Raw genomic sequence first — 26,477 nt, forward strand, 5'->3', positions numbered from 1 at the left:
CTTGTTCCTTTGTTGCGATAAACCCGATGCCATTGCGCCAGCGCCTTGAAAACCTGCCGGTCGGCCAGAAATTGCTGGCTGCCCTGCTGGTGCTGTTGACCACCGTTCTGCTGGTCGCCAACCTGACTTTTATCAGCGCCGCCTATTACATTTCCCAGGAAAGCATGGCGCCTCAGGCCTTGCAGACCATCGGCCGGCTGATAGCCAATCCAAGCCTGGTCAGCGACGCCCTGCAATCGCCGCGCAACGCCGAGCGACTGCTCAAGGAACTCGACAGCTATTCGCCCCTGCGCGCTGCCGCCTTGTATGACGGCAAGGGCGAACGCCTCGCGCAGGTGCAGCATGGCGAAAAACTCAGCCTGCCAGCGCACTACCGGCATGTCGAAAGCTGGCAGCTAACCGAGTTTCGCAGTAATCAACTGATCACCCTGCCCCGCCCCGGCACCGAGCCTGGGCACCTGCTGCTGGTGGCGAGCAGCGAATTGCCGATGGCCTTCTACACCGGCACCCTGACGGCCAGCCTCGGCATTCTGATTTTCAGTGTGTTGCTGTGGCTGGTGATTGCCCGGCAGATCAAACGCCTGATCACCCGGCCGATTCATCAGCTCGAAGAACTGTCACGCCAGGTCACCCGAGAAGAGAACTACGCCCTGCGCGCCGCCCGTGGCAACCACGACGAAATCGGCAGCCTCGCCGAGGCCTTCAATACCATGCTGTCGCGCATCGAGGCCCGCGAGCAGCAGCTCAAGCGCGCCCGCGACGACTCGCAAGCCGCCTACGATCAGGCTCAGGGCCTGGCCGAGGAAACCCGGCACACCAACCGCAAGCTGGAACTGGAAGTCCAGGTGCGCAGCAAGATCGAGAAAAAACTCACCGGTTTCCAGAACTACCTCAACAGCATCATTGACTCGATGCCTTCGGCGCTGATCGCCCTCGACGAGCAGCTCTATGTCACCCAGTGGAATCAGGAAGCCAGCGCGCTTTCCGGCACGCGCCTGGACGAAGCGCTGAACCAGCCGATCTTCCTCGCCTTCGAACCGCTGAAACCGTTTCTGCCGCAGCTCAAGGAAACGGTCGAGCAGCACACCGTGGCGAAAGTAGAGCGGGTCACCTGGCTCAAGGGTGACGAACCGCGGCATTACGCGCTGACGTTTTATCCGTTGATGGGCGGTGCCGGGCGTGGGGTGGTCATCCGTATCGATGACATCACCCAGCGCTTGTCGCTGGAAGAAATGATGGTGCAGTCGGAAAAAATGCTCTCGGTCGGCGGTCTTGCCGCCGGCATGGCCCACGAAATCAACAACCCGCTGGGCGCGATTCTGCACAACGTGCAGAACATTCGTCGGCGGCTGTCGACGGAGCTGCCGAAGAACCTTGAAACCGCCGAGCAACTGGGCATCGAACTGGATGCCGTCAATCGTTACCTGCAAGGCCGCGAAGTCCCGCAACTGCTCGACGGCATTCAGCAGGCCGGGGCGCGGGCGGCGAAAATCGTTACACACATGCTCAGCTTCAGCCGCCGCAGCACCCGGCAAATGGCCCCGTGCGATCTGCCGGCGCTGATCGATCAAGCCGTGGAGATCGCCGGCAATGACTTCGACCTGGCGATCGGTTTCGACTTCAAGGGTCAGGCAATCATTCGCCAGTTCGACCCGGCCCTCGGCCCGGTGCCCGGCACCGCCAACGAACTGGAGCAAGTGTTGCTCAACCTGCTGAAAAACGCCGCCCAGGCCATTCACCAACGCGAAGACGACAGCGAGCCGGGGCGCATCATTCTGCGCACCCGACTCAATCCGCCGTGGGCCGAGATTCAGGTCGAAGACAACGGCATCGGCATGAGCGAAAACGTGCGCAAACGCACCTTCGAACCGTTCTTCACCACCAAGGAAATCGGCCAGGGCACCGGGCTGGGTTTGTCGGTGTCGTACTTCATCATTACCAACAACCACAAAGGGCAGATGGAAGTGCAGTCAGCGCCCGGCCAGGGCACCTGCTTCACCCTGCGCCTGCCGCTGACGCAGCCAACGCCCGTCACCGCCGAAACCAATCAACTACCGAGGTAACCCATGGGCTTTCGCTTGTCGAAGATCTACACCCGCACCGGCGACAAAGGCGAAACCGGCCTGGGCGATGGCCGCCGCGTGCCCAAGGATCACCCGCGTATCGAGGCGATTGGCGAGGTCGATACGCTGAACAGTCAGGTCGGCGTACTGTTGGCCGGGTTGCTCGGCGAACGTGAGGCGTGTCCCGGGCTCAATGAAGTGATCGAAGTGTTGGCGCCGTGTCAGCACCGGTTGTTCGATCTGGGCGGCGAGCTGGCGATGCCGGCGTATCAGGCGCTGACCGAGGCCGAAATCGAACGGCTGGAAGCAGCGATCGATGGGTGGAATGAAGAACTGGGGCCGCTGGAGAATTTCATTTTGCCGGGCGGTTCAACGCTGATTGCCCAGGCCCATGTGTGTCGCAGCCTGGCGAGAAGCGCCGAGCGACGCTGTCAGCACTTGAATGCGATTGAACCGCTGGCCGGGGTTGGCCTGGCGTATATCAATCGGCTGTCGGATTTGCTGTTTGTCGCGGCGCGGGTGATTGCGCGGCGGCAGGGGGTGGCGGAGATTCTGTGGCAGCCGGCGGCCAAGCCTCAAGATTCGTAGCGTTTAAAGATAGGCTATCGCGAGCAGGCTCACTCCTACATTCGACCGTATTCCAACTGAAGGAACGCGATCACTGTAGGAGTGAGCCTGCTCGCGATAGGGCCATCAGTTTTTACAGAGGATCAGGCCAGAACGCCCGAATCCCCGCCACACCCTGAGCCCCAACGCTCCAGGCCTGTTCCCGCTCCGCCGGCCCTACTCCACCGAGCAGAAACACCGGTTTGCTGAAACCGTCGATCAACACCGCGGCCTGCTCCCAACCCAGTGGCTGTGCATCCGGGTGCGTCAGGGTCGGCTGCACCGGCGACAGGGTGACGAAATCCACGCCCATTTGCTCGGCCAGCGCCAGTTCTTCAGCGTTATGGCAGGACGCCGCCAGCCAGCGCTCGGCCGGCAATGGACGCCCCGCCGCCGCGTATTTACGCAGTTGTGCAGCGGTGATGTGCCAGCCGGCCGAGGGGAAATCGCCGAGCCATTCGAACGGCCCCTTGATCATCAACTGCGCCTTGCCGGCACACAGACCCACCGCATCGACCGCCAGATCGCGGTATTTCGGATCGTAGCCGTTTGGTGCCCGGAGCTGGATCAGTTTGATTCCGCCGGCAATCGCCTTCTGGATGCCGCGCAGCAGGGCCGGCGTTTCCAGATCCTCGGGAGTAATCAGGTAGTCGGCAGGCAGACGCGCTGCCGCAACGATCGGCTGGTTGGCCGCCGGAAACTCATAGTTGACCAGCTCGCGCGCGGTGACCCACGCGAGTGGCTGGCCTTCCGCGCCGTGGGGTTCGCCGCTGAACGACGAGACTTCCCAGACATCCAGCAAGACCTGTTTGTCCGGGTAATCGTGACGAACCTTGATCAGCGGGCGGGCTGCGCCGACGACGATCCCCAGCTCTTCGTGCAGCTCGCGAGCCAGTGCCGACTCAACCGATTCATCGGCCTCGACCTTGCCACCGGGGAACTCCCACAGACCACCCTGGTGCTGGGTGTCGGCGCGGCGGGCGATGAGGATTTTGCCACTGTCGTCACGAATGACGGCAGCGGCGACGTGGACACGTTTCACCGGTTCAATTCCTCCAGTCCTGCCTTTTGCCATGCCTTGAACGCGGGCCACTGGTAAAGGGTTTCGACATAAGCTTCGTCGATGGTCGGCAGCTTCACCTGATAGGTGCGCAGGCGTACGGCGATCGGCGCGAAGAAGGCATCGGCCAGACTCAAGCGGCCGAACAGGTACGGCCCCTCCTCTGTCGCCGCCCCACGGCATTCGGCCCACAGCGCGAGCATGCGCTCGATGTCGCCCTTCACTTCCGGCGGCATCGGGCTCAGCGCAGCGTCATGGCCAAGATGGAACGGCATATGGTTGCGCAGGGCGAAGAAGCCGCTGTGCATCTGTGCGCAGGCCGAGCGTGCTTGCGCGCGCGAGAAGATGTCGCTCGGCCAGAGCGACTCGGACGGAAACTGCTCGGCCAGGTATTCAGCAATGGCCAGCGAGTCGGCAATGACGCCGCGAGTGGTTTTCAGCAAAGGCACCTTGCCGGTCGGCGAATGCTCGAGCAGGCGCTCGCGGGTGTCGGGCTTGCCGAGCTTGATCACTTCTTCCGTGTACGGTGCGCCGGTCAACTCCAGCGCCAGAGCCGCGCGCAGGGACCAAGAGGAAAGGAGTTTGTCGCCGATGATCAGGTGCAGGGACATGGTGTGGCGCCTTTTCGTCAGAGGAATGCTTCTGAATGTGTTGTGTCCGGATCGCCGCTTTCGCGAGCAGGCTCGCTCCTACATTGGAGCGAGCTGCGACGAGAATACCTTGTGGGAGCGGGCCTGCTTGCGAATGGAGCGACTCGGTCCCGGATCAGATCAAGTGCGGTATTCAGCGTTGATCTTCACGTATTCATGCGACAGGTCGGTGGTCCAGATGGTTTCGCTGCAATCGCCGCGCCCCAGTTCGATGCGGATGGTGATTTCTTCCTGCTGCATCACCGCCGAGCCCTGGGCTTCAGTGTAGGTCGCGGCGCGGGCGCCACGGCTGGCGATGCACACCTCGCCGAGGAACACGTCGATCTTGCTCACGTCCAGATCCGGCACACCGGCACGGCCAACAGCGGCGAGAATACGACCCCAGTTCGGGTCGGAGGCGAACAGCGCCGTCTTGATCAGCGGCGAGTGCGCCACGGTGTAACCGACGTCCAGGCATTCCTGATGATTGCCGCCGCCGTTCACTTGCACGGTGACGAACTTGGTCGCACCTTCGCCGTCTCGCACGATGGCTTGGGCCACGTCCATGCACACTTCGAACACCGCTTGTTTCAGCTTGCCGAACAGCTCGCCTTCAGCGCGGGTGATTTCCGGCAGCGCGGCTTTGCCGGTGGCGATCAACATGCAGCAATCGTTGGTCGAGGTATCGCCGTCAATGGTGATGCGGTTGAACGACTTGTTCGCGCCGTCGAGCATCAGGTTGTGCAGTACATCGCGCGAGACTTTGGCGTCAGTGGCGATGTAGCCGAGCATGGTCGCCATGTTCGGGCGGATCATGCCCGCGCCTTTGCTGATGCCGGTGACGGTGATGGTCACGCCATCATGCTGGAACTGGCGACTGGCACCCTTGGGCAGGGTGTCGGTAGTCATGATGCCGGTGGCGGCAGCTTCCCAGTTGTTTTCCGACAGATCGTCCAGCGCCGCTTGCAGCGCGCCTTCGATCTTCTCGACCGGCAGCGGCTCGCCGATGACACCCGTGGAGTACGGCAGGATCTGGCTGGCGTCGACGCCGGTCAGTTCGGCCAGTTTCGCGCAAGTGCGCTCGGCCGCGGCCAGGCCCGGCTCGCCGGTGCCGGCATTGGCGTTGCCGGTATTGGTCAGCAGGTAGCGCACGGCGTTCTGCACGCGCTTTTTCGCCAAAATCACCGGTGCGGCACAAAAGGCGTTCAACGTGAACACGCCCGCCACGGTCGAGCCTTCGGCACAACGCATTACGACGACATCTTTGCGCCCGGGGCGCTTGATGCCGGCCGAGGCGATACCGAGTTCAAAACCGGCAACCGGGTGCAACGTTGGCAAAGGACCAAGACCAACAGCCATGAATGCGCTCCTTACTCAATGATGTCAGCACCGCCACGGGAAAGGACGGTGGTGTAAATGGCAAAACGCCGCGACGGCAGAAGCCGGTCGCGGCGCGGGTGTTCAGCGATTGAAACGGGTTTACTGAATCTGCCCGTGGCAATGCTTGTATTTCTTGCCCGAACCGCAGAAGCACAGTTCATTGCGGCCCAGCTTCTGCTCGTTACGAACCGGGGCAGCGGCGAGGGCCACATCGACCTCTTCACCCAGTGCTTCCGGCTGATCCAGCCCTGGCGCTTCGGCGTGTTCGAACTGCATGCGCGCGGCCAGTGCTTCGGCTTCCTGACGCAGGCGTTGCTCTTCGGCTTCCGGATCTTCACGGCGCACCTGAACGTGCGACAGCACACGGATCGAGTCGCGCTTGATCGAATCCAGCAGCTCGGAGAACAGCGTGAACGACTCGCGCTTGTATTCCTGCTTCGGGTTCTTCTGCGCGTAGCCACGCAGGTGGATGCCGTGACGCAGGTGGTCCATGGTCGACAGGTGGTCTTTCCACAGGTCGTCCAGCACGCGCAGGACGATCTGCTTCTCGAACGAGCGCAGCGCCTCGGCACCGGCCTGATCTTCTTTCTCGTTGTACGCCGCCATCAGCTCGGTCATGAGCTTCTCGCGCAGGGTTTCTTCGTACAGGTGATCGTCTTCGTCAAGCCATTGCTGGATCGGCAGTTTCACGCCGAAATCGCTTTCGATCGACGCTTCCAGACCGGCCACGTCCCACTGCTCTGGCAGCGATTGCGGTGGAATGTGGGCGCTGACGGTGGCGTTGAGCACGTCCTGACGGAAATCGGCGATGGTTTCACCGATGTTGTCGGCGGCCAGCAACGTGTTACGCATGTGATAGATCACTTTACGCTGTTCGTTGTTGACGTCGTCGAACTCGAGCAGTTGCTTGCGAATGTCGAAGTTGCGGCCTTCCACCTTGCGCTGCGCCTTCTCGATCGCGTTGGTCACCATGCGGTGTTCAATCGCTTCGCCCGGCTGCATGCCCAACGCTTTCATGAAGTTCTTCACCCGGTCGGAGGCGAAGATGCGCATCAGGCTGTCTTCCAGCGACAGGTAAAAGCGGCTCGAACCGGCGTCACCCTGACGGCCGGCACGGCCACGCAGCTGATTGTCGATACGGCGCGATTCATGACGCTCGGACGCGATCACCTGCAAGCCACCGGCTTCCAGCACTTGCTGGTGACGCTTCTGCCAGTCGGCCTTGATCTGGGCGATCTGCTCAGGCGTCGGGTTTTCCAGCGAAGCGACTTCCACTTCCCAGTTGCCGCCCAACAGGATGTCAGTACCACGACCGGCCATGTTGGTCGCGATGGTCAGTGCCCCCGGACGACCGGCCTGGGCGATGATCTCGGCTTCCTTTTCGTGGAACTTGGCGTTCAGAACCTTGTGTTCGATGCCTTCTTTCACAAGCAGTGCCGACATGTGCTCGGACGTCTCGATGGTCGCTGTACCGACCAGCACCGGACGCCCGGCCGCCATGCTTTCCTTGATGTCGGCGACGATCGCCGCGTATTTCTCTTCGGCCGTGAGGAAGACCAAGTCGTTGTAGTCTTTACGCGCCAACGGCTTGTTCGGCGGAATGACCATGACTTCCAGACCGTAGATCTGGTGGAATTCGAACGCTTCGGTGTCGGCGGTACCGGTCATGCCGGACAGCTTGGTGTACAGACGGAAGTAGTTCTGGAAGGTGGTCGAGGCCAGGGTCTGGCTCTCGGCCTGGATGTTCAGGCCTTCCTTGGCTTCGATGGCCTGGTGCAGGCCCTCGGAGAGGCGACGGCCCGGCATGGTACGACCGGTGTGTTCGTCGACCAGTACGACCTGACCGTCCTGCACAATGTATTCGATGTTGCGGTTGAACAGTTTGTGCGCACGCAGACCGGCATAGACGTGGGTCAACAGGCCCAGGTTGTGTGCCGAGTACAGGCTCTCGCCTTCGGCCAGCAGGCCGACGCGGGTGAGCATGTCTTCGATGAACTGGTGACCGGCTTCGTTGAGCTCGACCTGACGGGTTTTCTCGTCAACGGTGTAATGGCCGGCCTTGGTGACTTCGCCTTCGACTTCTTCGACGTGCAGTTCCAGCTGCGGGATCAGTTTGTTGATCTCCATGTACAGCTTGGAACTGTCCTCGGCCTGACCGGAGATGATCAGCGGGGTACGCGCTTCGTCGATGAGGATGGAGTCAACTTCGTCGATCACGGCAAAATTGAGTTCACGCTGGAATTTTTCATCCATGCTGAACGCCATGTTGTCGCGCAGGTAGTCGAAACCGAATTCGTTGTTGGTGCCGTAGGTGATGTCGGCGGCGTAGGCGGCGCGTTTCTCTTCCGGCGGCTGGAACGGCGTCACGACGCCGACGGTCAGGCCGAGGAACTCATAAAGCGGGCGCATCCAGTTGGCGTCACGGCGGGCCAGGTAGTCGTTCACGGTCACAACGTGCACGCCCTTGCCGGACAATGCGTTGAGGTAAACAGCCAGGGTAGCCACGAGGGTCTTGCCCTCACCGGTGCGCATTTCGGCAATCTTGCCTTCGTGCAGGGTCATGCCGCCGACGAGTTGCACGTCGAAGTGGCGCATGCCCATGACGCGCTTGCCGGCCTCGCGGGCAACGGCGAAGGCTTCCGGCAACAGCTTGTCGAGGGTTTCCCCTTTGGCGATACGGGCCTTGAACTCTGCGGTCTTGGCGCGCAATTGATCGTCCGAAAGGGCCACCATTTGCTCTTCGAAGGCATTGACGAGCTGCACCGTCTTGAGCATGCGTTTGACTTCACGCTCGTTCTTGCTTCCAAAAAGTTTCTTTAACAAAGGCGCAAACATATCGGCAGGATCTTCCACACTAAAGGGATGGAGGGCGGCCCCGTGAGTCGCCCGTGCAGCCCTCATGGCCGCATGCGAACGAGCATTCTACCCGGAAACGGTGGTGAGGAAAGTGGCGATGTTCCACGATGCTGGCACTGCGCTTTGACGGGGCTCACATAAAATAGGGGCGTTTTGCTCAACTTCAAGCCGTTCGGGCAAGAAGTTAGTCATTGATTTAATGAGCAAAGCAGGGACAAAAGCAATGGGCGAGTGGTTCCGTCGCTTTCTGCTACCATGGCGCCTCTGTTACTTCAGGTGTTCGATCATGGCATTTCGCCCTCTCACGGCCAGAGCACCCGCCGTTCTGCTACGCGAAGCCAAGCCGCTCAAAGCCATCCTCGGCCATGCCCAACGTCTGGGGCATTTGCAGCGCCTGCTCGAAAGCCAGTTGCAACCGGCCGCGCGCGAACATTGCCACGTAGCTTCGTGGCGCGAAGGCAGTCTGCTGCTGATTGTCACCGATGGTCATTGGGCCACTCGCCTGCGCTATCAGCAAAAACGGCTGCAACGGCAACTGCAGATGTTCGACGAGTTCGCCAGCCTGACGCGGATTCTGTTCAAGGTGCAGCCGCCGACTGTCCAGCACGGTGCCGCCGGGCATACGATGGACCTGTCGACGGATGCGGCGGCGACCATTCAGGCGACGGCGGACGGAATCAGTGATCCGGGCCTGCGCGCGGCGCTGGAGCGCCTGGCGGCGCATGCCAAGGCCAAGACCTGACATCTAGCCAAACATCCCCCCATCCCCTGTGGGAGCGAGCTTGCTCGCGAATGCGCTGTGTCATTCAACGAATGGGTTATCTGACACGCCCCCTTCGCGAGCAAGCTCGCTCCCACAGTTTTGACCTCCGATTGTCCTGAGATCAGCGGCGTTTGCTGCCGCCGAGCAGGGAGCCCATCAAGCCACGCACCAGTTGCTTGCCCAGGTTATTCGCCGCCTGGCGCATCGCCGATTTCAGCGCCTGTCCCGCCGCTGTGCCGAGGAACTCTCCAGCCCTGTCGGCCAGACTCGGCTCTTGCTCAGCGGCAGGTGCTTCGGCCTCCGGCGCCAGCCCTTTGCGGCCCATCAGAATTTCATAAGCGGACTCGCGATCGATCGGCTTGTCATACCGCCCCTTGAACGGCGACCCGGCGATCAGCACCGTGCGCTCGGTTTCGGTCAGCGGGCCGATGCGCGATTGCGGCGGCGCGACCAGTACGCGCTGGACGATTTCCGGCGTGCCCTTCTCGGTCAAGGTGCCGACCAGCGCCTCGCCGATGCCCAGTTCGGTCAATACCGACAGGCTGTCAAAGGCCGGATTGGGCCGGAAGCCCTCCGCTACCGCGCGCAGGGACTTCTGCTCCTTGGCGGTGAATGCGCGCAAACCGTGCTGGACGCGCAAACCGAGTTGCGCGAGCACATCATCCGGCAGGTCCGCCGGCGATTGAGTGACGAAATACACACCCACGCCTTTGGAGCGGATCAATCGCACCACTTGCTCGAGGCGTTCCTGCAGGGCTTTGGGCGTGTCGCCGAAAAGCAAGTGCGCCTCGTCGAAGAACAGCGCCAGCAACGGTTTGTCAGCATCGCCGCGCTCCGGCAATTGTTCGAACAGCTCGGCCAGCAGCCACAGCAGAAAAGTCGCGTAGACCTTCGGCGCCTCGTGCACCAGACGCCGCGCATCGAGCAAATGAATGCGTCCACGGCCGTCGGCCGTCGGTTGCAGAATGTCTTCAAGTTGCAGCGCCGGTTCGCCGAACAGGGCTTCAGCCCCTTGCTGCTCCAGGGTCGCCAGACGACGCAACAGCGCCTGACTGGAGCCGGTGGTCATCAGCGCCGCGTCTTCGCCCAATAATTGCGGGTTGTCCTTGAGGTGATTGAGCAGCGCTTTCAGGTCTTTCAGATCGAGCAGCAACAACCCTTCGCGATCGGCGACTTTGAACGCCGCATACAGCGCCGACTGCTGGCTGTCGGTCAGTTCCAGCAGGCTGCCGATCAGCAACGGCCCCATTTCACTCAGCGTGGTACGCAACGGATGACCGGACTCACCGTGGATGTCCCACAGCGTGACGGGATAAGCCTGAGGCGTGTGGTTGAGCCATGGCATGCCGGCAATGCGCTCGGCGACCTTGCCTTGCGGGTTGCCAGCGGCACCGAGGCCGCACAGATCACCCTTGATGTCAGCGGCGAACACCGCGACACCGGCGTCGCTGAACGCTTCGGCCAGACGCTGCAGCGTGACGGTTTTACCGGTGCCGGTCGCGCCGGCGACCAGTCCGTGGCGATTCGCCAGGCGCATGGCCTGAGCGATCGGTTGCGCGGCCGGATCAGCGCCGATAATGAGTTGCGAGGAGTCAGGCATTTTCTCACCCAATGGTTAATCTTTGATGACACATGGCCGATAAATAAATTGGACAGACCCGTCTGAAATTCGGGTCGGACATTTCCCTAAGGAGAGCCGGAAATATCAGTTTTTCAACCTTGCCCATATTGCGCGCCTTTATAAAAGCACGCCCAGGACATTAAGACCTTAGCGGAACCCCAAGCTATGAACAAAAACCTGCGCTTCAGCCATAAGATTTTGCTTGCCGCCGCTCTCATCGTCATCGCCGCTTTCGCCTCGTTCACGCTGTACAACGACTGGTTGCAGCGCAACGCGATCCGCGATGACCTCAATAACTACCTCAACGAAATGGGCGAGGTCACGGCCGGCAATATCCAGACCTGGCTCAGCGGCCGCATTCTGCTGATCGAGAACGCCGCCCAAAACATCGCCATCAATCCCGAACCCGCCACCGTCGCCAGCCTGTTGGAGCAGAAAAGCCTGACCTCGACGTTCATGGCCACTTACCTGGGCGACGCCACCGGGCACTTCACCATCCGCCCGGACGTGAAGATGCCGGACGGTTTCGATCCACGCGTGCGCCCCTGGTATAAAGGGGCCGAGAGCAGCAGCACCTCGACCCTGACCGAACCGTACATCGACGCTGCCACCGGCCAGTTGATCATCTCGATTGCCACTGCCTCGAAAAAAGCCGGCCAGAGCGTCGGCGTGGTGGGCGGCGACCTGAGCCTGCAATCGCTGGTCGACACCCTGGCCGCGCGGGATTTCGATGGCATGGGTTATGTGTTTCTGGTCAGCGCCGACGGCAAAATCCTCGTGCACCCGGACAAAGCCCTGGTCATGAAGTCGCTCAAAGAGGCTTATCCGCAGGACACCCCACGCATCAGCAGCGACTTCAGTGAAGTCAGCGTCGATGGCAAGACCCGCATCGTCACCTTCGCGCCGATCAAAGGCCTGCCGTCGGTGAATTGGTACATCGGCCTGTCGATCGATAAAGACCAGGCCTTCTCGATGCTCAGCGAATTCCGCACCTCGGCGGTGATCGCGACCCTTATTGCCGTGGCGATCATCATTGCCTTGCTCGGCATGCTGATCCGCCTGCTGATCCAGCCGCTGCACGTGATGACCCGCGCCATGGAAGACATCGCCGACGGCGAAGGCGACCTGACCAAGCGCCTGACCATCCAGAATCAGGACGAATTCGGCATCCTCGGCACCGCGTTCAACCGCTTTGTCGAGCGCATTCACGGATCGATCCGTGAAGTATCGTCGGCCACCGGGCAGGTCAACGAAGTCGCCCTGCGCGTGGTCGCGGCGTCGAACTCGTCGATGTACAACTCCGATCAGCAAGCCTCGCGCACCAGCAGCGTCGCCGCCGCGATCAATCAGCTCGGCGCCGCCGCCCAGGAAATCGCCCGCAACGCCGCGCAAGCGTCGAATCAGGCCAGCGATGCCCGCGGTCTGGCTGAAGACGGCCAGCAAGTCGTCGAGCGCAGCATCAAGGCGATGAATCAACTGTCGAGCATGCTCAGCGCGTCGAGCAGCAACATCGAATCGCTGAACAGCAAAACCGTGAACATCGGCCAGATCCTTGAAGTGATCACCAGCATTTCCCAGCAGACCAACCTGCTCGCCCTCAACGCGGCGATTGAAGCGGCGCGCGCCGGTGAGGCCGGTCGCGGTTTTGCCGTGGTGGCCGATGAAGTGCGCAACCTGGCGCATCGCACCCAGGAGTCGGCGCAGCAGGTGCAGACGATGATCGAGGAGCTGCAAGTCGGCGCCCGTGAATCGGTCAGCACCATGAGCGACAGTCAGCGTCACAGCCAGGACAGCGTCGAGATCGCCAACCTGGCAGGCGAACGCTTGAACAGCGTGACCCAGCGTATTGGCGAGATCGACGGGATGAACCAGTCGGTGGCCACCGCGACCGAGGAGCAGACGGCGGTGGTCGAATCGATCAACGTGGATATCACCGAGATCAACACCCTGAACCAGGAAGGCGTAGAAAACCTGCAGGCGACGTTGCGCGCGTGTTCGGATCTGGAGCAGCAGGCTTCGCGGTTGAAGCAGTTGGTCGGTAGCTTCAAAATCTGAGGCGCACCTACCGGCCTCTTCGCGAGCAGGCTCGCTCCCACAGTGTCTTGTGTTGCAACACAAATTGTGTGAACACCAAAGATCTCTGTGGGAGCGAGCCTGCTCGCGAAGACGGCCCTTCAAACAACACAAAAACCCGACTGACACCCCACCGCGCAATCCCGACCGAACATCTATTCTGGATAACGGTCAACCAAGGGAGAACAACACAGCGGAGGGTTGCTCACCGTGCATATCGCCGACATCACCATGTTCTACGCCCCGGCCAGCGGCGGCGTACGCACTTATCTGGACGCCAAACACCGTCGCCTCGGCGACCGACACGGAATTCGCCACAGCTTGCTGATCCCCGGCGCGCGCCTGGGTGAACACGACGGCATCTACACGGTTCCCGCCCCCGCGCTGCCTTTCGGCAAAGGCTATCGCTTTCCCCTGCGCCTGGCGCCGTGGCGCAACGTGCTGCAGGATTTGCAGCCGGACCTGATCGAAGTCGGCGATCCCTATCTGACGGCCTGGGCGGCACTGGACGCCCGGCGTCAGCTGGACGTGCCGGTAATCGGTTTTTACCACTCCGACCTGCCGCTACTGGTCGGCAACCGCATGGGGCATTGGGTTACGCCGAATGTCGAGGCCTACGTGACCCGGCTCTACGGCAACTTCGACCGGGTCCTCGCGCCCAGCCAGGTCATGGCCGACAAGCTCACCGGGCTCGGGGTGCGCAATGTTTATGTACAGCCCCTGGGTGTCGATCTGCAGACCTTCAACCCGGATGCCCGCGATCCGGGCCTGCGCGCCGAACTGGGCATTGCCGAAGACACCCGTCTGCTGATTTTTGCCGGGCGCGGTTCCAAGGAGAAAAACCTCCCGGTGTTGCTCAAGTGCATGCAACGCCTCGGTCCGCGTTATCACTTGCTGCTGGTCGGCTCATCGATGCCGGCCGTGGTGCCGGACAACGTCAGCGTGATCGATGAGTTCCGCCCGGCGCCCCAGGTCGCGCGACTGATTGCCAGTGCCGACGCATTGCTGCATGCCGGCGATCAGGAAACCTTCGGACTGGTCATCCTCGAAGCCATGGCCTGCGGGATTCCTGTGGTGGCGGTGGCGGCCGGGGCGTTCGAAGAGATCGTCAACGATGCCTGCGGCCTGCTGTGTGCGCCGAACAACCCGCAATCGATGGCCAATGCCGTGCGCGAGCTGTTCAGTCGCGGCAATGCAACACTCGGCAAACAAGCGCGCCGGCATGTCGAACGGCATTACGCCTGGGACACCGTGGTCGACAGCCTGCTCAGCCATTATCACGCCGTGCTCGGCCATACACTGCCGCGGGTGGCCAATGCTTGAATCGATGAGCCGCCCTGCGGTGCTGCTGGTTTTGCACGATGTCGCCCCCTCGACCTGGGCCGATTACCGGCCTTTCGTCGAGGCCGTCGACGCCTTGGATAACGTGCCGATGACCTGGCTGGTGGTGCCGGACTTCCATCGCCGCGATGCCCTCGCCGGACACCCGCAGTTTCGGCGCTTGCTCGACGCGCGCGTCGCCCGTGGTGACGAACTGGCCTTGCACGGCTACTACCATGACGACGGCGAGCCCGCGCCGACCACCCCGCGCGACTGGTTCATGCGCAGGATCTATACCCACGAAGGCGAGTTTTACCGTTTGTCACAAGAGGCCGCCCGCGCCCGCCTGCAAGCCGGCATTGAGCTATTCCAGCGCTACGACTGGCCGCTGCACGGTTTCGTCGCCCCGGCCTGGCTGATGAGCGACGGCACCCGCCGGGCCCTGCGCGAAACGCCGCTGCGCTATACCAGCGATCCCCGCCACCTCTACCGTTTGCCGGACTTCACCGCGATCACCGCGCCGGGCCTGGTCTGGAGCGCGCGCAGTGCCTGGCGGCGCGGCGTGTCGAAAATCGTCAGCGACCAGCGTGAACAGCGCTGGCGCCAGGCACCGGTGATTCGCCTGGGCCTGCATCCGGTCGATATGCGTCACCGTTTTTCCCGCGACTACTGGCTACGCACGCTGCAACGCCTGCTGGCGGAAGGACGCGTGCCGATGACCAAAATCGACTGGCTCGCGCAACAACAGCGCAATCGATCGGAACGTGCCGCATGAAGCGCAGCCTGTTGTTGCTGCTCGGCCTGCTGGCGGCGGTGCTGATTCCGGTGGTGCTCGGCGGCGGCGAAACCTGGGCGCGCCTGCAACGGTTTCCGCTGAGCTGGCTGTTGATCATGTTTGGCATGATCCTGCTGTGCTGGGGGATCAACACCTTGCGCTTGCGCCTGTTGCTCGGCGATCAGCGTGAGCGAGTACCGCCGCTCAAAAGTCTCGGCGTGGTCATGGCCGCCGAGTTTGCCTACTGCGCCACACCCGGCGGCAGCGGCGGGCCGTTGACGATCATGGCCCTGCTGGCTCGTTGCGGCGTACGTCCGGCACGGGGCAGCGCGGTGTTTGCGATGGATCAGCTCAGCGACTTGCTGTTCTTCCTTTGCGCCCTCAGCGGGATCTTGATTTATGCGTTGTTCCAGCACTTGAGCGATCGCCTGGAGTGGCTGCTGATGGTCAGCGCCGTTTCGCTGTTCGGCGGATTGTTCAGTTGCGTATTGATTGCACGCTACCACCGCGCATTGATTCGCCTGAGCGGACGCGTATTGGCGCAACTGAATGTTGCGGCCCGCACCCGACGCCGCTGGGCACGCAAGCTGCTGCACTTTCTCGCAGCGTTCACCGATACGTTGAAATTGCCTTGGCAGACACTGGTCAAGGTCTTCGCCCTAGCCTGTGTGCATTGGCTGCTGCGTTACAGCGTGCTGTACCTGGCCTTGCGCGGGCTGGGCGCGGAGTTGCAATGGGCCTGGAGCTTTCTGGTGCAGATGCTTTCGCTGGGCGCGGGCCAGTTCAGCCTGCTGCCAGGCGGCGCGGGCGCGGCGGAATTGACCTCGGCCGCGCTGCTCGCGCCGATGGTGGGTAAATCCACCGCAGCGGCGGCCATCCTGATCTGGCGGGTGGTGACCTATTACTTTTATCTGCTGGTCGGTGGGCCTGTGTTCGTGTTGATGCTGGGCAAGCCGCTGCTGAAGAAGTTGCTGAAAGTCAGGCAGGCTTCTTAGGTTCGTCCGGCTCTTGCTGAAGCTGCTCCCACAACTCGGCGGCGCCGGGAAACTCGGTGCCGTCCTCGGGGCTCATGTCGTCCGGATCGTAGCGACTGAGGCAACCTTCGCCGAGGGTGGCGGGTGCTTTCGACGTGGCTTTGTCGCGTGGATCGCTCATGGGTTTTTCTCGCACAGAAATAACAAAGGGCCTGAGCGATTCAACGCCCAGGCCCTTCGTATTTCAAGCACATCGTGTCGGATCAGAACACCACGGTCTTGTTGCCGTGTACCAGCACGCGGTCTTCAAGGTGATAACGCAGGCCGCGGGCCAGCACCATCTTCTCGACGTCACGGCCGAAACGCACCATGTCTTCAATGCTGTCGCTGTGGCTGACCCGGACCACGTCCTGCTCGATGATCGGGCCGGCGTCCAGCTCTTCGGTGACGTAGTGGCAGGTCGCGCCAATCAGTTTCACGCCGCGCAGGGACGCCTGGTGATAAGGCTTGGCGCCGACGAACGAGGGCAGGAAGCTGTGGTGGATGTTAATAACCTTGTGCGCGTATTCACGGCACAGTTCCGGCGGCAGGATCTGCATGTAGCGCGCCAGTACCACCACTTCGGCGTCGTGCTGTTTGACCAGACGCGACACCTCGGCAAAGGCCGGCTGCTTGTCCTGCGGATTGACCGGCACGTGGTAATAAGGAATGCCATGCCATTCGACCATGCTGCGCAGGTCGTCATGGTTGGAGATCACGCAGGAGATTTCGCAGTCCAGTTCGTCGCTGTGCCAGCGGTGCAACAGGTCGGCCAGGCAGTGGGATTCGCGGCTGGCCATCAACACCACACGCTTTTTCTGCTCGGTGTCGGTGATGCGCCAGTCCATCGAGAACTCTTCAGCGATCGGCGCGAACTTCTCGCGCAAGACTTCGATACCGAACGGCAACGAATCGGCACGAATTTCGTGACGCATGAAAAACCAGCCGACCTGATTATCCGAGTGGTGGCTCGCTTCGGTGATCCAGCCATTGTGGGCTGCCAGAAAATTACTGACTTTGGCAACGATGCCAACGCGGTCCGGGCAAGATATCACCAGCCGAAAAGTGCGCATGAGGGGGGAACTCCAGAACTTCGCAAAGGCCGCCATTCTAGCGACTGCGCAGGAAAACTGCAGTATCGATGACCGCGGGATGAGCAGCGCTGGGGCTAAACGACTTTTTGACGCCCTTCATCGTCAAGCCAATGGCGCATGAGGCAGCGACTGATCGCATAACTGTGAATAGGCTGATGACTGGATCACATTATTTAACTGAATAATCAATTCAGCGCTAATTCTCGTAACTAAATTAAATAAAACCTTCGGACAAATGTTTACTTGATGAAACAGCCTGACTATTATTGCGGCACTGTATCCCTGCCGTTCAGCATTCTACAAAAGGTAGTAATCATGTCCTTGATCAACGAATACCGTGCCACCGAAGAAGCCATCAAAGAGCTGCAAGCCCGTTTGAAGAACCTGTCGCAAGACGACAAACTGCAAGCCGAGCTGGAATTCGAAGGCAAACTGCGCACCCTGATGGGCGAATACTCCAAGTCCCTGCGTGACATCATCGCGCTGCTGGACCCGGAAGCAAAAACCAAAAACGTTCGTGGCGGCGCAGTAAAAACTACCGGCACCAAGCGCGCGCGCAAAGTTAAACAATACAAAAACCCGCACAACGGCGAAGTCATCGAAACCAAAGGTGGCAACCACAAGACTCTGAAAGAGTGGAAAGCCAAGTGGGGCGGTGATGTGGTTGAAGGCTGGGCTACCCTGCTGGGCTAAGCCGCAACGTCTGCGCAGCCCCGTCTGCGCTAAAAGGAACGCCAGCATTCGCTGGCGTTTTTTTATGCCTGGCGATCGCCCGGACCTCTGTTCGATTTCAAAGATTCAAACGTTTGCGTAATGCCTGGACATAATTCTGCCATTCATTGAGCACCTCTCTCTGCATCGGTGTCGCACTAAGCGCCCATTGCTCGGCTGCCTCGATAAATGCTTTCAAGGTATTTGGCGCGCCCGCTTGCGGGTCCGACAAACGTTGCCGACAGAATATTTCCCAACGTTCTTGCTCCGCCGAACTCAACGTCTGCGCAAAGTTGCGCGCTCGATATCGAAAGAGTAATTCGGGCAAACGTTCATCATCGAAAGGCCACTGCTCTTGCGCTAATTGCGCCGGATCCGCCATTCGCACTTGCTCACATAGACGCCGGTCGCGGTCACCGATAAATCCGTCGTACAACTGTTGCTCAGGGTCTTCGCTCGGGATGAAATCTTCACTGGCATAAATGGCTGCAACTTTATCCCTCCAGACTTGTTGTGCGTCAGTTAGCCGCACCGCCCGTTCCTGATAAAGCGCCATGTCCAGCCCAAGGCGTTGCTGGTCTTGCGCGCGCAATACCGACAACGGAGCGACGATCGGACAGCGGTTGATGTGAATCAGCTTGAGCGGCACCGGCAATTCGCCCTCGGCCAATGCCTCGCGACGGGTATACAAGCGTTGACGCAAGGTTTGCGCGTCATCGTCCAGCAGCCCCTGCGGGTCCAGGTGCAGGTCGCAGACGATCAGCGCATTGCGGTTCTTCGGGTGCCAGGCGAGCGGCAGCACCACGCCGACGTAACTGCGTGCGGCCGAGAAGCGCCCGGAAATGTGCACCATCGGTTGCAACAGGCGAATCTGGTCCATGACCTTTTGCTTGCTGCGCAACTGGAACAGCCACTCATACAGTCGCGGTTGTTTATCGCGGATCAGCCGTGCCAGCGCGATCGTTGCACGCACGTCCGACAACGCCTCGTGGGCATGCCCGTGATCGATATGGTTGGCGGCGGTCAGACGTTCGAGTTTGAGCGTCACGCGGCCTTCGTCATCTGTTGGCCAGACCAGTCCGTCGGGGCGCAACGCATAGGCCGCGCGCACGACATCGATCAGGTCCCAGCGACTGTTGCCGCCCTGCCACTCGCGGGCGTAGGGGTCGAAGAAATTTCGATAGAGGCTGTAGCGGGTCATCTCGTCGTCGAAACGCAAGGTGTTGTAACCCGCGCCACAGGTGCCCGGCGCTGAGAGTTGCGCATGCACGCGAGTCATGAAATCGGCTTCGCTCAAACCGTGCTCGGCGAGCTGGCCAGGGGTGATCCCGGTGATGGCGCACGCGGCAGGGTGCGGCAGGATGTCCTCGCTGGGCTGGCAATAGAGATTGACCGGCGCGTCGATTTCGTTGAGCGCGTGGTCGGTGCGAATGCCAGCCACTTGCAACGGACGATCATTACGAGGATTGATGCCAGTGGTTTCGTAGTCGTACCAGAAGATGGAAGTCACGGGCGGATCCTGAACTTGAGATCGGCGAAGTCTAGGCTTTACAGGGATGCAAGGGCCAGTCTTGCAGACCTCGAACAGCAATTTCTCCAGATTCCTACAGGTAAATGCATTTCCCTTGTGGGAGCGAGCCTGCTCGCGAAGCTTTCTGTCAGTTACATTTACACCAACTGTTCGACCGAATTCGCTAGCAGGCTCGCTCCCACAACATAGTTATGTCGTTTCCCCCCGAGAGGCTGCTAGCATCGGGTTCACTTGCATCCCGAACAGGCGAACATCAGGTAGCCCATGCTCGAACCCACAGCACCGCCAAGGACAGCACCGCTGGATACGCGCCATCAGGTCGAAACGCCGGAGGGTATCGATCTGCCGTTGCGGCCGGCCGGGCTGATGGTGCGCAGCATTGCCTTTGCGATCGATCTGGGTATCCGCGGAGTGATCGCCGGGGTGTTGTTTATCGTCCTGGCGTTTCTCGGCAAGCTGGGCATGGGCCTCGGTTCGCTGCTGCTGTTTGCCATCAGTTGGTGGTACATGGTGCTGTTCGAAGTGCTGCGTCAGGGCCGCTCGCCGGGCAAACAATGGATGGGCCTGCGGGTGGTGCACGATGACGGCACGCCGGTCGGCTGGTCGGCCTCGTTGTTGCGTAACCTGCTGCGGTTCGTCGACCTGCTGCCGTTCGGCTATTTCCTCGGCGCGATCAGTTGCCTGCAACACCCGACTTTCAAACGCCTGGGCGACCTGGCCGCCGGCACCCTGGTGGTCTACAGCGAACGCCCGCTGGCCCGCCCGCCATTGCCTTACGCCGAACCGCGACGCTCTCCGGTGTCCCTCACGCTCGCCGAACAACGCGCCCTGCTCGGTTTCGCCGAACGTCAGACCGAACTGTCACCGGCGCGAGTCAGCGAACTGGCGGCCTTACTGGCCCAGCCCCTGCATATTTCCGCGCCCAAAGCCGTGGCCGAACTCAACGGCATCGCTCGCGGTTTGTTGGGGCCGACATGAAGCAAAGCCTGTTCGAAACCCGCCACAAGGCTGAATGGGAGCGCTTCGCCCTGGCGCTCGAACGCCTTGAACGCGGCAAGGACACCGCGCAGGTGGCCGATTTCCCCAAGGCTTATCGGCACGTGTGCCAGCACCTGGCCCTGGCTCAGGAACGCGGCTACAGCAGTTTTCTGATCGACTCGCTGCAACAACAAGTACTGCGCGGCCACCAACAGCTTTACCGCCATCGCAGCCATCTGGGCGCCAATCTGCTGGGGTTCATCCTCGCCGACTTCCCGCGACGCGTGCGTCAGGAGTGGCGCTTGATACTGGCCGCGAGCCTGCTGTTCTTTGGCAGCCTGGGCGGTTTCGCTGTGCTGGTGTATCTGTTTCCCGAACTGATCTACAACCTGATCCCGGCCGAGCAGGTGCGCGAAATGCAAGGCATGTACGATCCCGTCGCCGGTCACCTCGGACGCTCGGCCGAGCGCGCCGCGAGTGAGAATTGGGTGATGTTCGGCTACTACGTGATGCACAACATCGGCATTGCCTTCCAGACCTTCGCCAGCGGTTTGTTGATGGGCGTGGGCAGTGGCTTTTATCTGCTCTACAACGGCATGATCATCGGCGCCGTGGCCGGGCACCTCAGCGAGATCGGTTTCGGCCAGACGTTCTGGTCGTTCGTGATCGGTCACGGAGCGTTTGAATTGCCGGCCATTGCGCTGGCCGGGGCGGCCGGTCTGAAGCTGGGCTGGGCGCTGATTGCCCCGGGACGCCTGCCCCGCGGCGAGGCACTGCGGCTGGCCGCGCGTGCAAGCGTCGCGCTGGTGTGCGGGGCCATGCTGTTTCTGTTGATCGCCGCGTTTGTCGAGGCCTATTGGTCGTCGAAAACCAGTGTCACACCGCTGACCAAATATGCGCTCGGCGGCGCGCTCTGGCTGGCCGTGGCGGTTTACTTGTCGTTCGCCGGAAGGACCCTCCATGCGCCTGAGTGACGCCAGCGTAGTGATCCGCCCGCGCACGACCTGGGAAGCCATGGACCTGGGTGTGCTGATGAGCCAGCAGCATCGCCGTCTGCTGATGACCAGTTGGGCGATCATCACCCTGCCGCTGTTTGCCCTGCTCAGTCTGTTGCTGTGGGATTCGCCGTCGCTGGCGGTGTTTATTTTCTGGTGGCTGAAGCCGGCCTATGAGCGCCTGCCGCTGTACATCCTCTCCAAAGCGCTGTTCGGCGAAACGCCGACACTCAAACAAGCCTTGCGCGAGTGGCCACGCTTGCTCCGGCCGCAACTGCTGGCCAGCCTGACATGGCGGCGCCTGAGTCTGAGTCGCAGCTTTGTGTTGCCGGTGCTGCAACTCGAAGGCCTTGACGGCGAAGCCAGACAGCAACGGGTGCAGGTGCTGCTGCAACGCAACGGCGGCGCGGCGCAATGGCTGACGATCATCGGCATGCAACTGGAAACTGCACTGTGGATCGGCCTGATGCTGCTGTTCTACATGCTGTTGCCCCAGCAGATCGAAACCGACTGGGACTGGCAGTCGCTGCTGTTCGCGGTCGATCAGGACTGGCACTGGCTGGAACACCTGACCAATGCTTTTTATGCACTGATCCTGGTGCTGTGGGGACCGATCTATGTCGCCTGTGGGTTCAGCCTCTACCTGAACCGTCGCACGCAACTGGAAGCCTGGGACATCGAACTGGTGTTCCGGCGTTTGCGCCAGCGTCTGAACAACGGCGTACTCGGTTTGTTGCTGGCGGCCTGTCTGCTGCTGCCAAACGTGCAGCCAGCGTGGGCTGCCGAGCCGGACAGCGCCGCTGACGCGCCGGATGCGCCGCGCCTGTTGAATCAGCCGCTGAGCAGTCAGGCCTCGCGTGACAGCATCGAGTCGTTGCTGCAACAACCGCCGTTCAAGAACCAGGAAACCGTCACCCGCTACCGCTTTGGCGACGACCCGGCGAGCCCGGCCAGGGACGCCCAAGCGGGAGACGCACCGCAGTGGCTCAAGACCCTGCTGGACTGGCTCGACGGCCAACACCTCAACGCTTTCACCAAGATCATCGAAGTGCTGCTCTGGGCCACGCTGCTTGCCGGGCTGGGCTGGCTGCTGTGGCGCTATCGCGACTTTCTCCAGGCCTTCGTCAGCCGTCGCCCGAACCTGCCGAAGCGCAGCCAACGACCAGCGCCGCCACAGGTCTTCGGCCTGAATCTGGGCCGCGAAACCCTGCCCGCCGACATCGCCGCCAGCGCCGAGCAATTGTGGCTGAGCGAGCCGCGCACCGCGCTGGGTCTGCTCTACCGCGGGCTGCTGAGCCATTTGCTGCATGACTTCGATCTGACGCTCAAACCCGCCGACACCGAGCAGCAGATACTGGAGCGCATCGAACACTTGCAGCGACCGGACCTGCTCGCCTACAGCAAAAGCCTGACCGGCCACTGGCAGAACATGGCCTACGGGCACCGGATTCCGCCGGCGCACCTGCAAGCGGAACTGTGCAACGGCTGGCGTGCATTGTTCGCCAAAGGTCGTGCGCATTGAACCGGCGCACCGCGTGGTGGCTGGGCGCGCTGGCGGTTTTGCTGCTAGGCGGCCTGAGCCTGCTGCTGTACCTCAAGGCCCGGCCGTATCAGCAAGTCATCGATCACGGCCCCTCGCCCGCCGCACAAGCCAACCCTTACCTGGCGGCCGAACTGTTCCTGCGCGGACGCGGCCTCGCGGTCAGCCACGCCGAAACGCTGGCGGTCTTGCCGCAGACCGATCCCCACGGCCACACCTTGCTGTTATTTGGCGAGCGTGCGCGGATGACGCCGCGTGAGGTCGATCAGGTACTTAACTGGACCCGTGCCGGCGGGCGTCTGGTGTTTGTTGCCGAATCGTTGTGGGACGCGCGCAGCCAGCAAAGCAACGATCTGCTGCTCGATCGGGTGCAAGTGCAGCAGTCACTGAGCAAGGACCTCAAGGCCCCAGCAGAGGATCTGCAAAAAGATCGCTACCCGGCGCTGACCAAGCTGTATCTGGAAGACGAAGACGCGCCAGCCTACGCCGGGTTCGACACGGATTTTCATCTCGACGATCCGCACAATCTTGCTCAGGCGTGGGCCAACAGCGCCAAGGCCACGCACATGATGCAACTGGCTTACGGCCTCGGCACCATCACCGTAGTCACCGATGCCGAGCTGTGGAAAAACCCGCACATCGGCAAATACGACAACGCCTGGCTACTGTGGTATCTGAGCGCCGACACCGACGTCACGCTAATTTTCAGTACGACGCACGATGGCTTGTGGACGTTGCTCTGGCGCTATTTTGCACAGGCGATGGTTGCGCTGCTCGCCTTGCTCGGCCTGTGGTTGTGGCAGGCCAGCGTGCGTCACGGCCCCGTGCAAATGCCTGCGCCTGCGGGTCGACGGCAGTTGCAAGAACACCTGCGCGCCAGCGCCGACTTCCTGCTGCGCCACAATGGCCAGCGCGCGCTGTTGCAGGCCTTGCAACAGGACGTGCTGCGTCGCGCCCGACGCCGCCACCCGGGTTTCGATCAGTTGAACGTTGCCGAACAATGGCTGGCGCTATCGCGCCTCACGCGCCAGCCCACCCGCGCTATCAGTCAGGCCCTGAGCCCGGTCCGGAACCTGCGTCTGTCCAGCGCCGAGTTCTGCCGTCAGGTGGCCAACCTGCAAACCTTGAGGAACACGCTATGAGTGAACACATCGAGCCCGGCAGCGCCAGTCATGCGGCCCAGCAACGTCAGCGCGCCAGTCAACTGGCGCAGGCAGTGCGCAGCGAGTTGCACAAAGCGCTGATCGGCCAGAGCGCCGTGATCGACGACGTGTTGACGGCGCTGATCGCTGGCGGCCATGTGCTGCTCGAAGGTGTGCCGGGACTGGGCAAGACCCTGCTGGTGCGGGCCTTGGCGCGCTGCTTCGGCGGCGAGTTCGCGCGGATTCAATTCACTCCGGATCTGATGCCCAGCGACGTCACCGGTCACGCCGTGTACGACCTGCAGACCGAGCAGTTCAAGCTGCGCAAGGGCCCGGTGTTCACCCACCTGTTGCTGGCCGACGAGATCAACCGCGCCCCGGCGAAAACCCAGGCAGCGCTGCTCGAAGCGATGCAGGAGCGTCAGGTCACCCTCGAAGGCCGGGCGTTACCGATCGCGCAACCGTTCATGGTGCTCGCCACGCAAAACCCGATCGAACAGGAAGGCACCTATCCCCTGCCGGAAGCCGAGCTTGACCGTTTCATGCTCAAGGTGCGCATGGACTACCCCGACGCGGATCAGGAGTTGAACATGGTGCGCCAGGTCTGTCGTTCGACCCGCGCCGACATGCTCGATGTGCAACCCCTGCGCACGGTGTTGCAGGCCAAGGACGTGCAAGCCTTGCAGCGCATCGCCAGTGACTTGCCGCTGGATGATCAGGTGCTCGACTACGCCGTACGACTGGCACGCAGCACGCGCACCTGGCCGGGACTGACGCTCGGCGCCGGACCACGGGCCTCGATTGCGCTGGTGCGGTGTGCCCGCGCCCGGGCGTTGCTGCGCGGTGGCGAATTCGTGATTCCGGATGACGTCAAGGGCTGTGCATTGGCGGTACTGCGCCATCGCGTGCGCCTCGCACCGGAACTCGACATCGAAGGCCTGCAGGTCGATCAAGTGCTCGCGCAATTGCTCGACCAAGTGCCGGCGCCGCGCCTGTGAAACCCTCGCGCCTGCTGCTGATCTGGCTCGCCTTGCTGCTGCTCATCAGTCTCGTGCTCGGCACGTTGCTGGCCCTGGGTGCCGAGATCCCGCCCAGCCTGGTTTCAATCAACTGGGGCTTGCTGCTGGCCCTGCTGGCATTGGCGCTGCTCGACGCGTTGCGGCTCAAACGGCGGCCCTCGCCCCGCGTCAAACGGCAGATGCCCGGCAGCCTCGCACTGGGTCGCTGGGGCGAGGTACAACTACAGGTTGAACACGACTTCGCCGCGTCACTGCATCTGCAGCTTTTCGACCATGTCCCGGACGGTCTGAGTTTCGAAAACCTGCCGTTGAACGTCGAGTTGCAGGCCGGGCAATCCAGCCGGATCAGCTACCGTGTGCGCCCGCTCAAGCGCGGTCACTTCTGCTTCGAGCGCTGTGAAGTGAACCTGCCAAGCCCGTTGGGTTTGTGGTCGGGCAAGCGCCTGCTCAGCGTAATCGACCAGACTCGCGTCTACCCCGATTTCGCCCGACTTTACGGCGGTGAGCTGCTGGCCGTTGACAACTGGCTGAGCCAGCTGGGCGTACGCCAGCGGCAACGCCGTGGACTGGGTGTGGAATTCCATCAATTGCGCGAGTTTCGCGAAGGCGACAGCCTGCGCCAGATCGACTGGAAAGCCACCGCCCGCCAGCGCACGCCGATCGCCCGTGAGTACGAGGACGAGCGCGACCAACAGATTATCTTCATGCTCGACTGCGGCCGCCGCATGCGCAGCCAGGACGATGAGCTGTCGCACTTCGATCACGCGCTCAATGCCTGTCTGCTGCTCGGTTATGTGGCGCTGCGCCAGGGCGATGCCGTGGGCCTGAGTACCTTTGCCAGCGATCCACCGCGCCATGTCGCGCCGGTCAAGGGCAGAGGGCAGCTCAATGTCTTGCTCAACAGTGTTTACGACCTCGACAGCAGCCAGCGCGCCGCCGACTATCAGGCGGCGGCCAACCAGTTGCTGACTCGTCAGACACGCCGTGCACTCGTGGTGTTGATCACCAACCTGCGCGAGGAAGACGATGACGGACTGCTGAACGCGGTGCAGCGCCTGAGTACCCGACATCGTGTGCTAGTCGCGAGTCTGCGCGAAGCAGCACTCGATACGCTACGCCATGCACCGGTGCAAACCCTGCCCGAAGCGCTGGCCTACTGTGGCACCGCAAGCTATTTGAATGAGCGCGCAGAACTCCATGAGCGGTTGAGCGCTCATGGAGTTCAGGTGGTGGATGTACGGCCCGCCGAGCTGGGCGCCGAACTGGTAACGCAATACCTCGGCTGGAAAAGGAGCGCTGCCATTTGAG

The 26,477-nt window shown here is 61.7% G+C and carries 22 protein-coding genes and 1 pseudogene; 14 read left to right on the forward strand and 9 right to left on the reverse strand.

The annotated features are described in order from the left end of the window. The first annotated feature begins 26 nt into the window (after window positions 1-26). Together HU743_RS09055 and HU743_RS09060 are read left to right on the forward strand one after the other, a co-directional pair. Window positions 27-2,063, forward strand: a complete 2,037-nt coding sequence (locus tag HU743_RS09055) for an ATP-binding protein (protein ID WP_186648175.1) — start codon at window positions 27-29, stop codon at window positions 2,061-2,063. Window positions 2,064-2,066: 3 nt separating this feature from the next. After that, window positions 2,067-2,651 (forward strand): cob(I)yrinic acid a,c-diamide adenosyltransferase, encoded by a 585-nt coding sequence (locus HU743_RS09060; RefSeq protein ID WP_186648176.1) that lies wholly within the window; start codon window positions 2,067-2,069, stop codon window positions 2,649-2,651. Window positions 2,652-2,763: 112 nt separating this feature from the next. Here HU743_RS09060 and HU743_RS09065 read toward each other — a convergent pair whose 3' ends face one another. The 4 genes from HU743_RS09065 to secA form a co-directional block, all read right to left on the reverse strand. Beyond that, a complete protein-coding gene (locus tag HU743_RS09065) occupies window positions 2,764-3,711 on the reverse strand; it encodes a Nudix family hydrolase (protein ID WP_186648178.1) in 948 nt (315 codons plus the stop codon). Further along, on the reverse strand, window positions 3,708-4,340 hold the full coding sequence (locus tag HU743_RS09070; protein ID WP_186648180.1) for a glutathione S-transferase family protein: 633 nt from the start codon (window positions 4,338-4,340) through the stop codon (window positions 3,708-3,710). The genes HU743_RS09065 and HU743_RS09070 overlap by 4 nt, the downstream gene beginning before the upstream one ends. 159 nt (window positions 4,341-4,499) lie before the next feature. Further along, a complete protein-coding gene (gene argJ, locus HU743_RS09075) occupies window positions 4,500-5,717 on the reverse strand; it encodes a bifunctional glutamate N-acetyltransferase/amino-acid acetyltransferase ArgJ (protein ID WP_186648181.1) in 1,218 nt (405 codons plus the stop codon). A 120-nt stretch (window positions 5,718-5,837) separates the two neighbouring features. Continuing rightward, a complete protein-coding gene (gene secA, locus HU743_RS09080; protein ID WP_186648184.1) occupies window positions 5,838-8,573 on the reverse strand; it encodes a preprotein translocase subunit SecA in 2,736 nt (911 codons plus the stop codon). A 307-nt stretch (window positions 8,574-8,880) separates the two neighbouring features. Between secA and HU743_RS09085 the strand changes: the two genes are divergently transcribed. Continuing rightward, complete coding sequence (locus HU743_RS09085; RefSeq protein ID WP_186550524.1) at window positions 8,881-9,336, forward strand: DciA family protein; 456 nt, start codon at window positions 8,881-8,883, stop codon at window positions 9,334-9,336. A 26-nt stretch (window positions 9,337-9,362) separates the two neighbouring features. On the opposite strand, the pseudogene HU743_RS27145 reads toward HU743_RS09085, so the two are convergent. Then, window positions 9,363-9,482: pseudogene (locus HU743_RS27145) on the reverse strand (metal ABC transporter ATP-binding protein); the annotation flags it as partial. Then, a complete protein-coding gene (locus tag HU743_RS09090; protein WP_186648186.1) occupies window positions 9,479-10,957 on the reverse strand; it encodes a helicase HerA-like domain-containing protein in 1,479 nt (492 codons plus the stop codon). The pseudogene HU743_RS27145 and the gene HU743_RS09090, both read right to left, overlap by 4 nt. Window positions 10,958-11,143: 186 nt before the next feature. On the opposite strand from HU743_RS09090, the gene HU743_RS09095 reads away from it, so the two are divergent. From HU743_RS09095 to HU743_RS09110, 4 genes are all read left to right on the forward strand, one after another. After that, window positions 11,144-13,033 (forward strand): methyl-accepting chemotaxis protein, encoded by a 1,890-nt coding sequence (locus HU743_RS09095; protein ID WP_186621539.1) that lies wholly within the window; start codon window positions 11,144-11,146, stop codon window positions 13,031-13,033. A gap of 249 nt (window positions 13,034-13,282) precedes the next feature. Then, window positions 13,283-14,374 (forward strand): glycosyltransferase family 1 protein, encoded by a 1,092-nt coding sequence (locus HU743_RS09100; protein ID WP_186648215.1) that lies wholly within the window; start codon window positions 13,283-13,285, stop codon window positions 14,372-14,374. Next, complete coding sequence (locus HU743_RS09105; RefSeq protein WP_186648188.1) at window positions 14,367-15,146, forward strand: DUF2334 domain-containing protein; 780 nt, start codon at window positions 14,367-14,369, stop codon at window positions 15,144-15,146. The genes HU743_RS09100 and HU743_RS09105 overlap by 8 nt, the downstream gene beginning before the upstream one ends. Then, window positions 15,143-16,141 (forward strand): lysylphosphatidylglycerol synthase transmembrane domain-containing protein, encoded by a 999-nt coding sequence (locus HU743_RS09110; protein ID WP_186648189.1) that lies wholly within the window; start codon window positions 15,143-15,145, stop codon window positions 16,139-16,141. Before HU743_RS09105 ends, HU743_RS09110 begins: the two co-directional genes overlap by 4 nt. Here the strand turns inward: HU743_RS09110 and HU743_RS09115 are convergent. Then, complete coding sequence (locus tag HU743_RS09115; RefSeq protein ID WP_186550514.1) at window positions 16,125-16,301, reverse strand: hypothetical protein; 177 nt, start codon at window positions 16,299-16,301, stop codon at window positions 16,125-16,127. The two genes, HU743_RS09110 and HU743_RS09115, sit on opposite strands and share 17 nt — an antisense overlap. Window positions 16,302-16,383: 82 nt before the next feature. Then, window positions 16,384-17,232: a formyltetrahydrofolate deformylase gene (gene purU / locus HU743_RS09120; protein WP_186550512.1), complete on the reverse strand. Its 849-nt coding sequence runs from the start codon at window positions 17,230-17,232 to the stop codon at window positions 16,384-16,386. 336 nt (window positions 17,233-17,568) lie between these two features. Here purU and mvaT point away from each other — a divergent pair, with 336 nt between their 5' ends. Beyond that, window positions 17,569-17,946: a histone-like nucleoid-structuring protein MvaT gene (gene mvaT, locus HU743_RS09125; protein ID WP_186550510.1), complete on the forward strand. Its 378-nt coding sequence runs from the start codon at window positions 17,569-17,571 to the stop codon at window positions 17,944-17,946. Between the two features lie 97 nt (window positions 17,947-18,043). Here mvaT and sbcB read toward each other — a convergent pair whose 3' ends face one another. Beyond that, window positions 18,044-19,474, reverse strand: a complete 1,431-nt coding sequence (gene sbcB / locus HU743_RS09130) for an exodeoxyribonuclease I (protein ID WP_186648190.1) — start codon at window positions 19,472-19,474, stop codon at window positions 18,044-18,046. A 285-nt stretch (window positions 19,475-19,759) separates the two neighbouring features. On the opposite strand from sbcB, the gene HU743_RS09135 reads away from it, so the two are divergent. The 6 genes from HU743_RS09135 to HU743_RS09160 are packed head-to-tail and all read left to right on the forward strand — an operon-like array spanning window position 19,760 to window position 26,476. After that, window positions 19,760-20,473: an RDD family protein gene (locus HU743_RS09135; RefSeq protein ID WP_186648191.1), complete on the forward strand. Its 714-nt coding sequence runs from the start codon at window positions 19,760-19,762 to the stop codon at window positions 20,471-20,473. Beyond that, window positions 20,470-21,447 carry a stage II sporulation protein M gene (locus tag HU743_RS09140; protein WP_186648192.1) on the forward strand — a complete coding sequence of 326 codons (978 nt, stop codon included), beginning with the start codon at window positions 20,470-20,472 and terminating at the stop codon, window positions 21,445-21,447. The genes HU743_RS09135 and HU743_RS09140 overlap by 4 nt, the downstream gene beginning before the upstream one ends. Further along, a complete protein-coding gene (locus tag HU743_RS09145; RefSeq protein ID WP_186648193.1) occupies window positions 21,434-22,990 on the forward strand; it encodes a DUF4129 domain-containing protein in 1,557 nt (518 codons plus the stop codon). The genes HU743_RS09140 and HU743_RS09145 overlap by 14 nt, the downstream gene beginning before the upstream one ends. Next, window positions 22,987-24,150 carry a DUF4350 domain-containing protein gene (locus HU743_RS09150; RefSeq protein ID WP_186648194.1) on the forward strand — a complete coding sequence of 388 codons (1,164 nt, stop codon included), beginning with the start codon at window positions 22,987-22,989 and terminating at the stop codon, window positions 24,148-24,150. Before HU743_RS09145 ends, HU743_RS09150 begins: the two co-directional genes overlap by 4 nt. Beyond that, window positions 24,147-25,148 carry a MoxR family ATPase gene (locus HU743_RS09155; protein ID WP_186621532.1) on the forward strand — a complete coding sequence of 334 codons (1,002 nt, stop codon included), beginning with the start codon at window positions 24,147-24,149 and terminating at the stop codon, window positions 25,146-25,148. The genes HU743_RS09150 and HU743_RS09155 overlap by 4 nt, the downstream gene beginning before the upstream one ends. Continuing rightward, a complete protein-coding gene (locus HU743_RS09160; RefSeq protein ID WP_186648195.1) occupies window positions 25,145-26,476 on the forward strand; it encodes a DUF58 domain-containing protein in 1,332 nt (443 codons plus the stop codon). The genes HU743_RS09155 and HU743_RS09160 overlap by 4 nt, the downstream gene beginning before the upstream one ends. Window position 26,477 lies beyond the last annotated feature (1 nt).

Source organism: Pseudomonas sp. SWRI99 (assembly GCF_014270125.1).
GTDB classification, from domain to species: Bacteria; Pseudomonadota; Gammaproteobacteria; order Pseudomonadales; family Pseudomonadaceae; genus Aquipseudomonas; species Aquipseudomonas hamedanensis.

Excerpts from the sequence above, each read along its gene's own strand:
- HU743_RS09055 (WP_186648175.1), top strand. The coding sequence starts at position 27 with ATGCCATTGCGCCAGCGCCTTGAAAACCTGCCGGTCGGCCAGAAATTG.
- HU743_RS09060 (WP_186648176.1), top strand. The coding sequence starts at position 2,067 with ATGGGCTTTCGCTTGTCGAAGATCTACACCCGCACCGGCGACAAAGGC.
- HU743_RS09070 (WP_186648180.1), bottom strand. The coding sequence starts at position 4,340 with ATGTCCCTGCACCTGATCATCGGCGACAAACTCCTTTCCTCTTGGTCC.
- argJ (WP_186648181.1), bottom strand. The coding sequence starts at position 5,717 with ATGGCTGTTGGTCTTGGTCCTTTGCCAACGTTGCACCCGGTTGCCGGT.
- secA (WP_186648184.1), bottom strand. The coding sequence starts at position 8,573 with ATGTTTGCGCCTTTGTTAAAGAAACTTTTTGGAAGCAAGAACGAGCGT.
- HU743_RS09085 (WP_186550524.1), top strand. The coding sequence starts at position 8,881 with ATGGCATTTCGCCCTCTCACGGCCAGAGCACCCGCCGTTCTGCTACGC.
- HU743_RS09090 (WP_186648186.1), bottom strand. The coding sequence starts at position 10,957 with ATGCCTGACTCCTCGCAACTCATTATCGGCGCTGATCCGGCCGCGCAA.
- HU743_RS09095 (WP_186621539.1), top strand. The coding sequence starts at position 11,144 with ATGAACAAAAACCTGCGCTTCAGCCATAAGATTTTGCTTGCCGCCGCT.
- HU743_RS09100 (WP_186648215.1), top strand. The coding sequence starts at position 13,283 with ATGTTCTACGCCCCGGCCAGCGGCGGCGTACGCACTTATCTGGACGCC.
- HU743_RS09105 (WP_186648188.1), top strand. The coding sequence starts at position 14,367 with ATGCTTGAATCGATGAGCCGCCCTGCGGTGCTGCTGGTTTTGCACGAT.
- HU743_RS09110 (WP_186648189.1), top strand. The coding sequence starts at position 15,143 with ATGAAGCGCAGCCTGTTGTTGCTGCTCGGCCTGCTGGCGGCGGTGCTG.
- HU743_RS09115 (WP_186550514.1), bottom strand. The coding sequence starts at position 16,301 with ATGAGCGATCCACGCGACAAAGCCACGTCGAAAGCACCCGCCACCCTC.
- purU (WP_186550512.1), bottom strand. The coding sequence starts at position 17,232 with ATGCGCACTTTTCGGCTGGTGATATCTTGCCCGGACCGCGTTGGCATC.
- mvaT (WP_186550510.1), top strand. The coding sequence starts at position 17,569 with ATGTCCTTGATCAACGAATACCGTGCCACCGAAGAAGCCATCAAAGAG.
- HU743_RS09135 (WP_186648191.1), top strand. The coding sequence starts at position 19,760 with ATGCTCGAACCCACAGCACCGCCAAGGACAGCACCGCTGGATACGCGC.
- HU743_RS09140 (WP_186648192.1), top strand. The coding sequence starts at position 20,470 with ATGAAGCAAAGCCTGTTCGAAACCCGCCACAAGGCTGAATGGGAGCGC.
- HU743_RS09145 (WP_186648193.1), top strand. The coding sequence starts at position 21,434 with ATGCGCCTGAGTGACGCCAGCGTAGTGATCCGCCCGCGCACGACCTGG.
- HU743_RS09155 (WP_186621532.1), top strand. The coding sequence starts at position 24,147 with ATGAGTGAACACATCGAGCCCGGCAGCGCCAGTCATGCGGCCCAGCAA.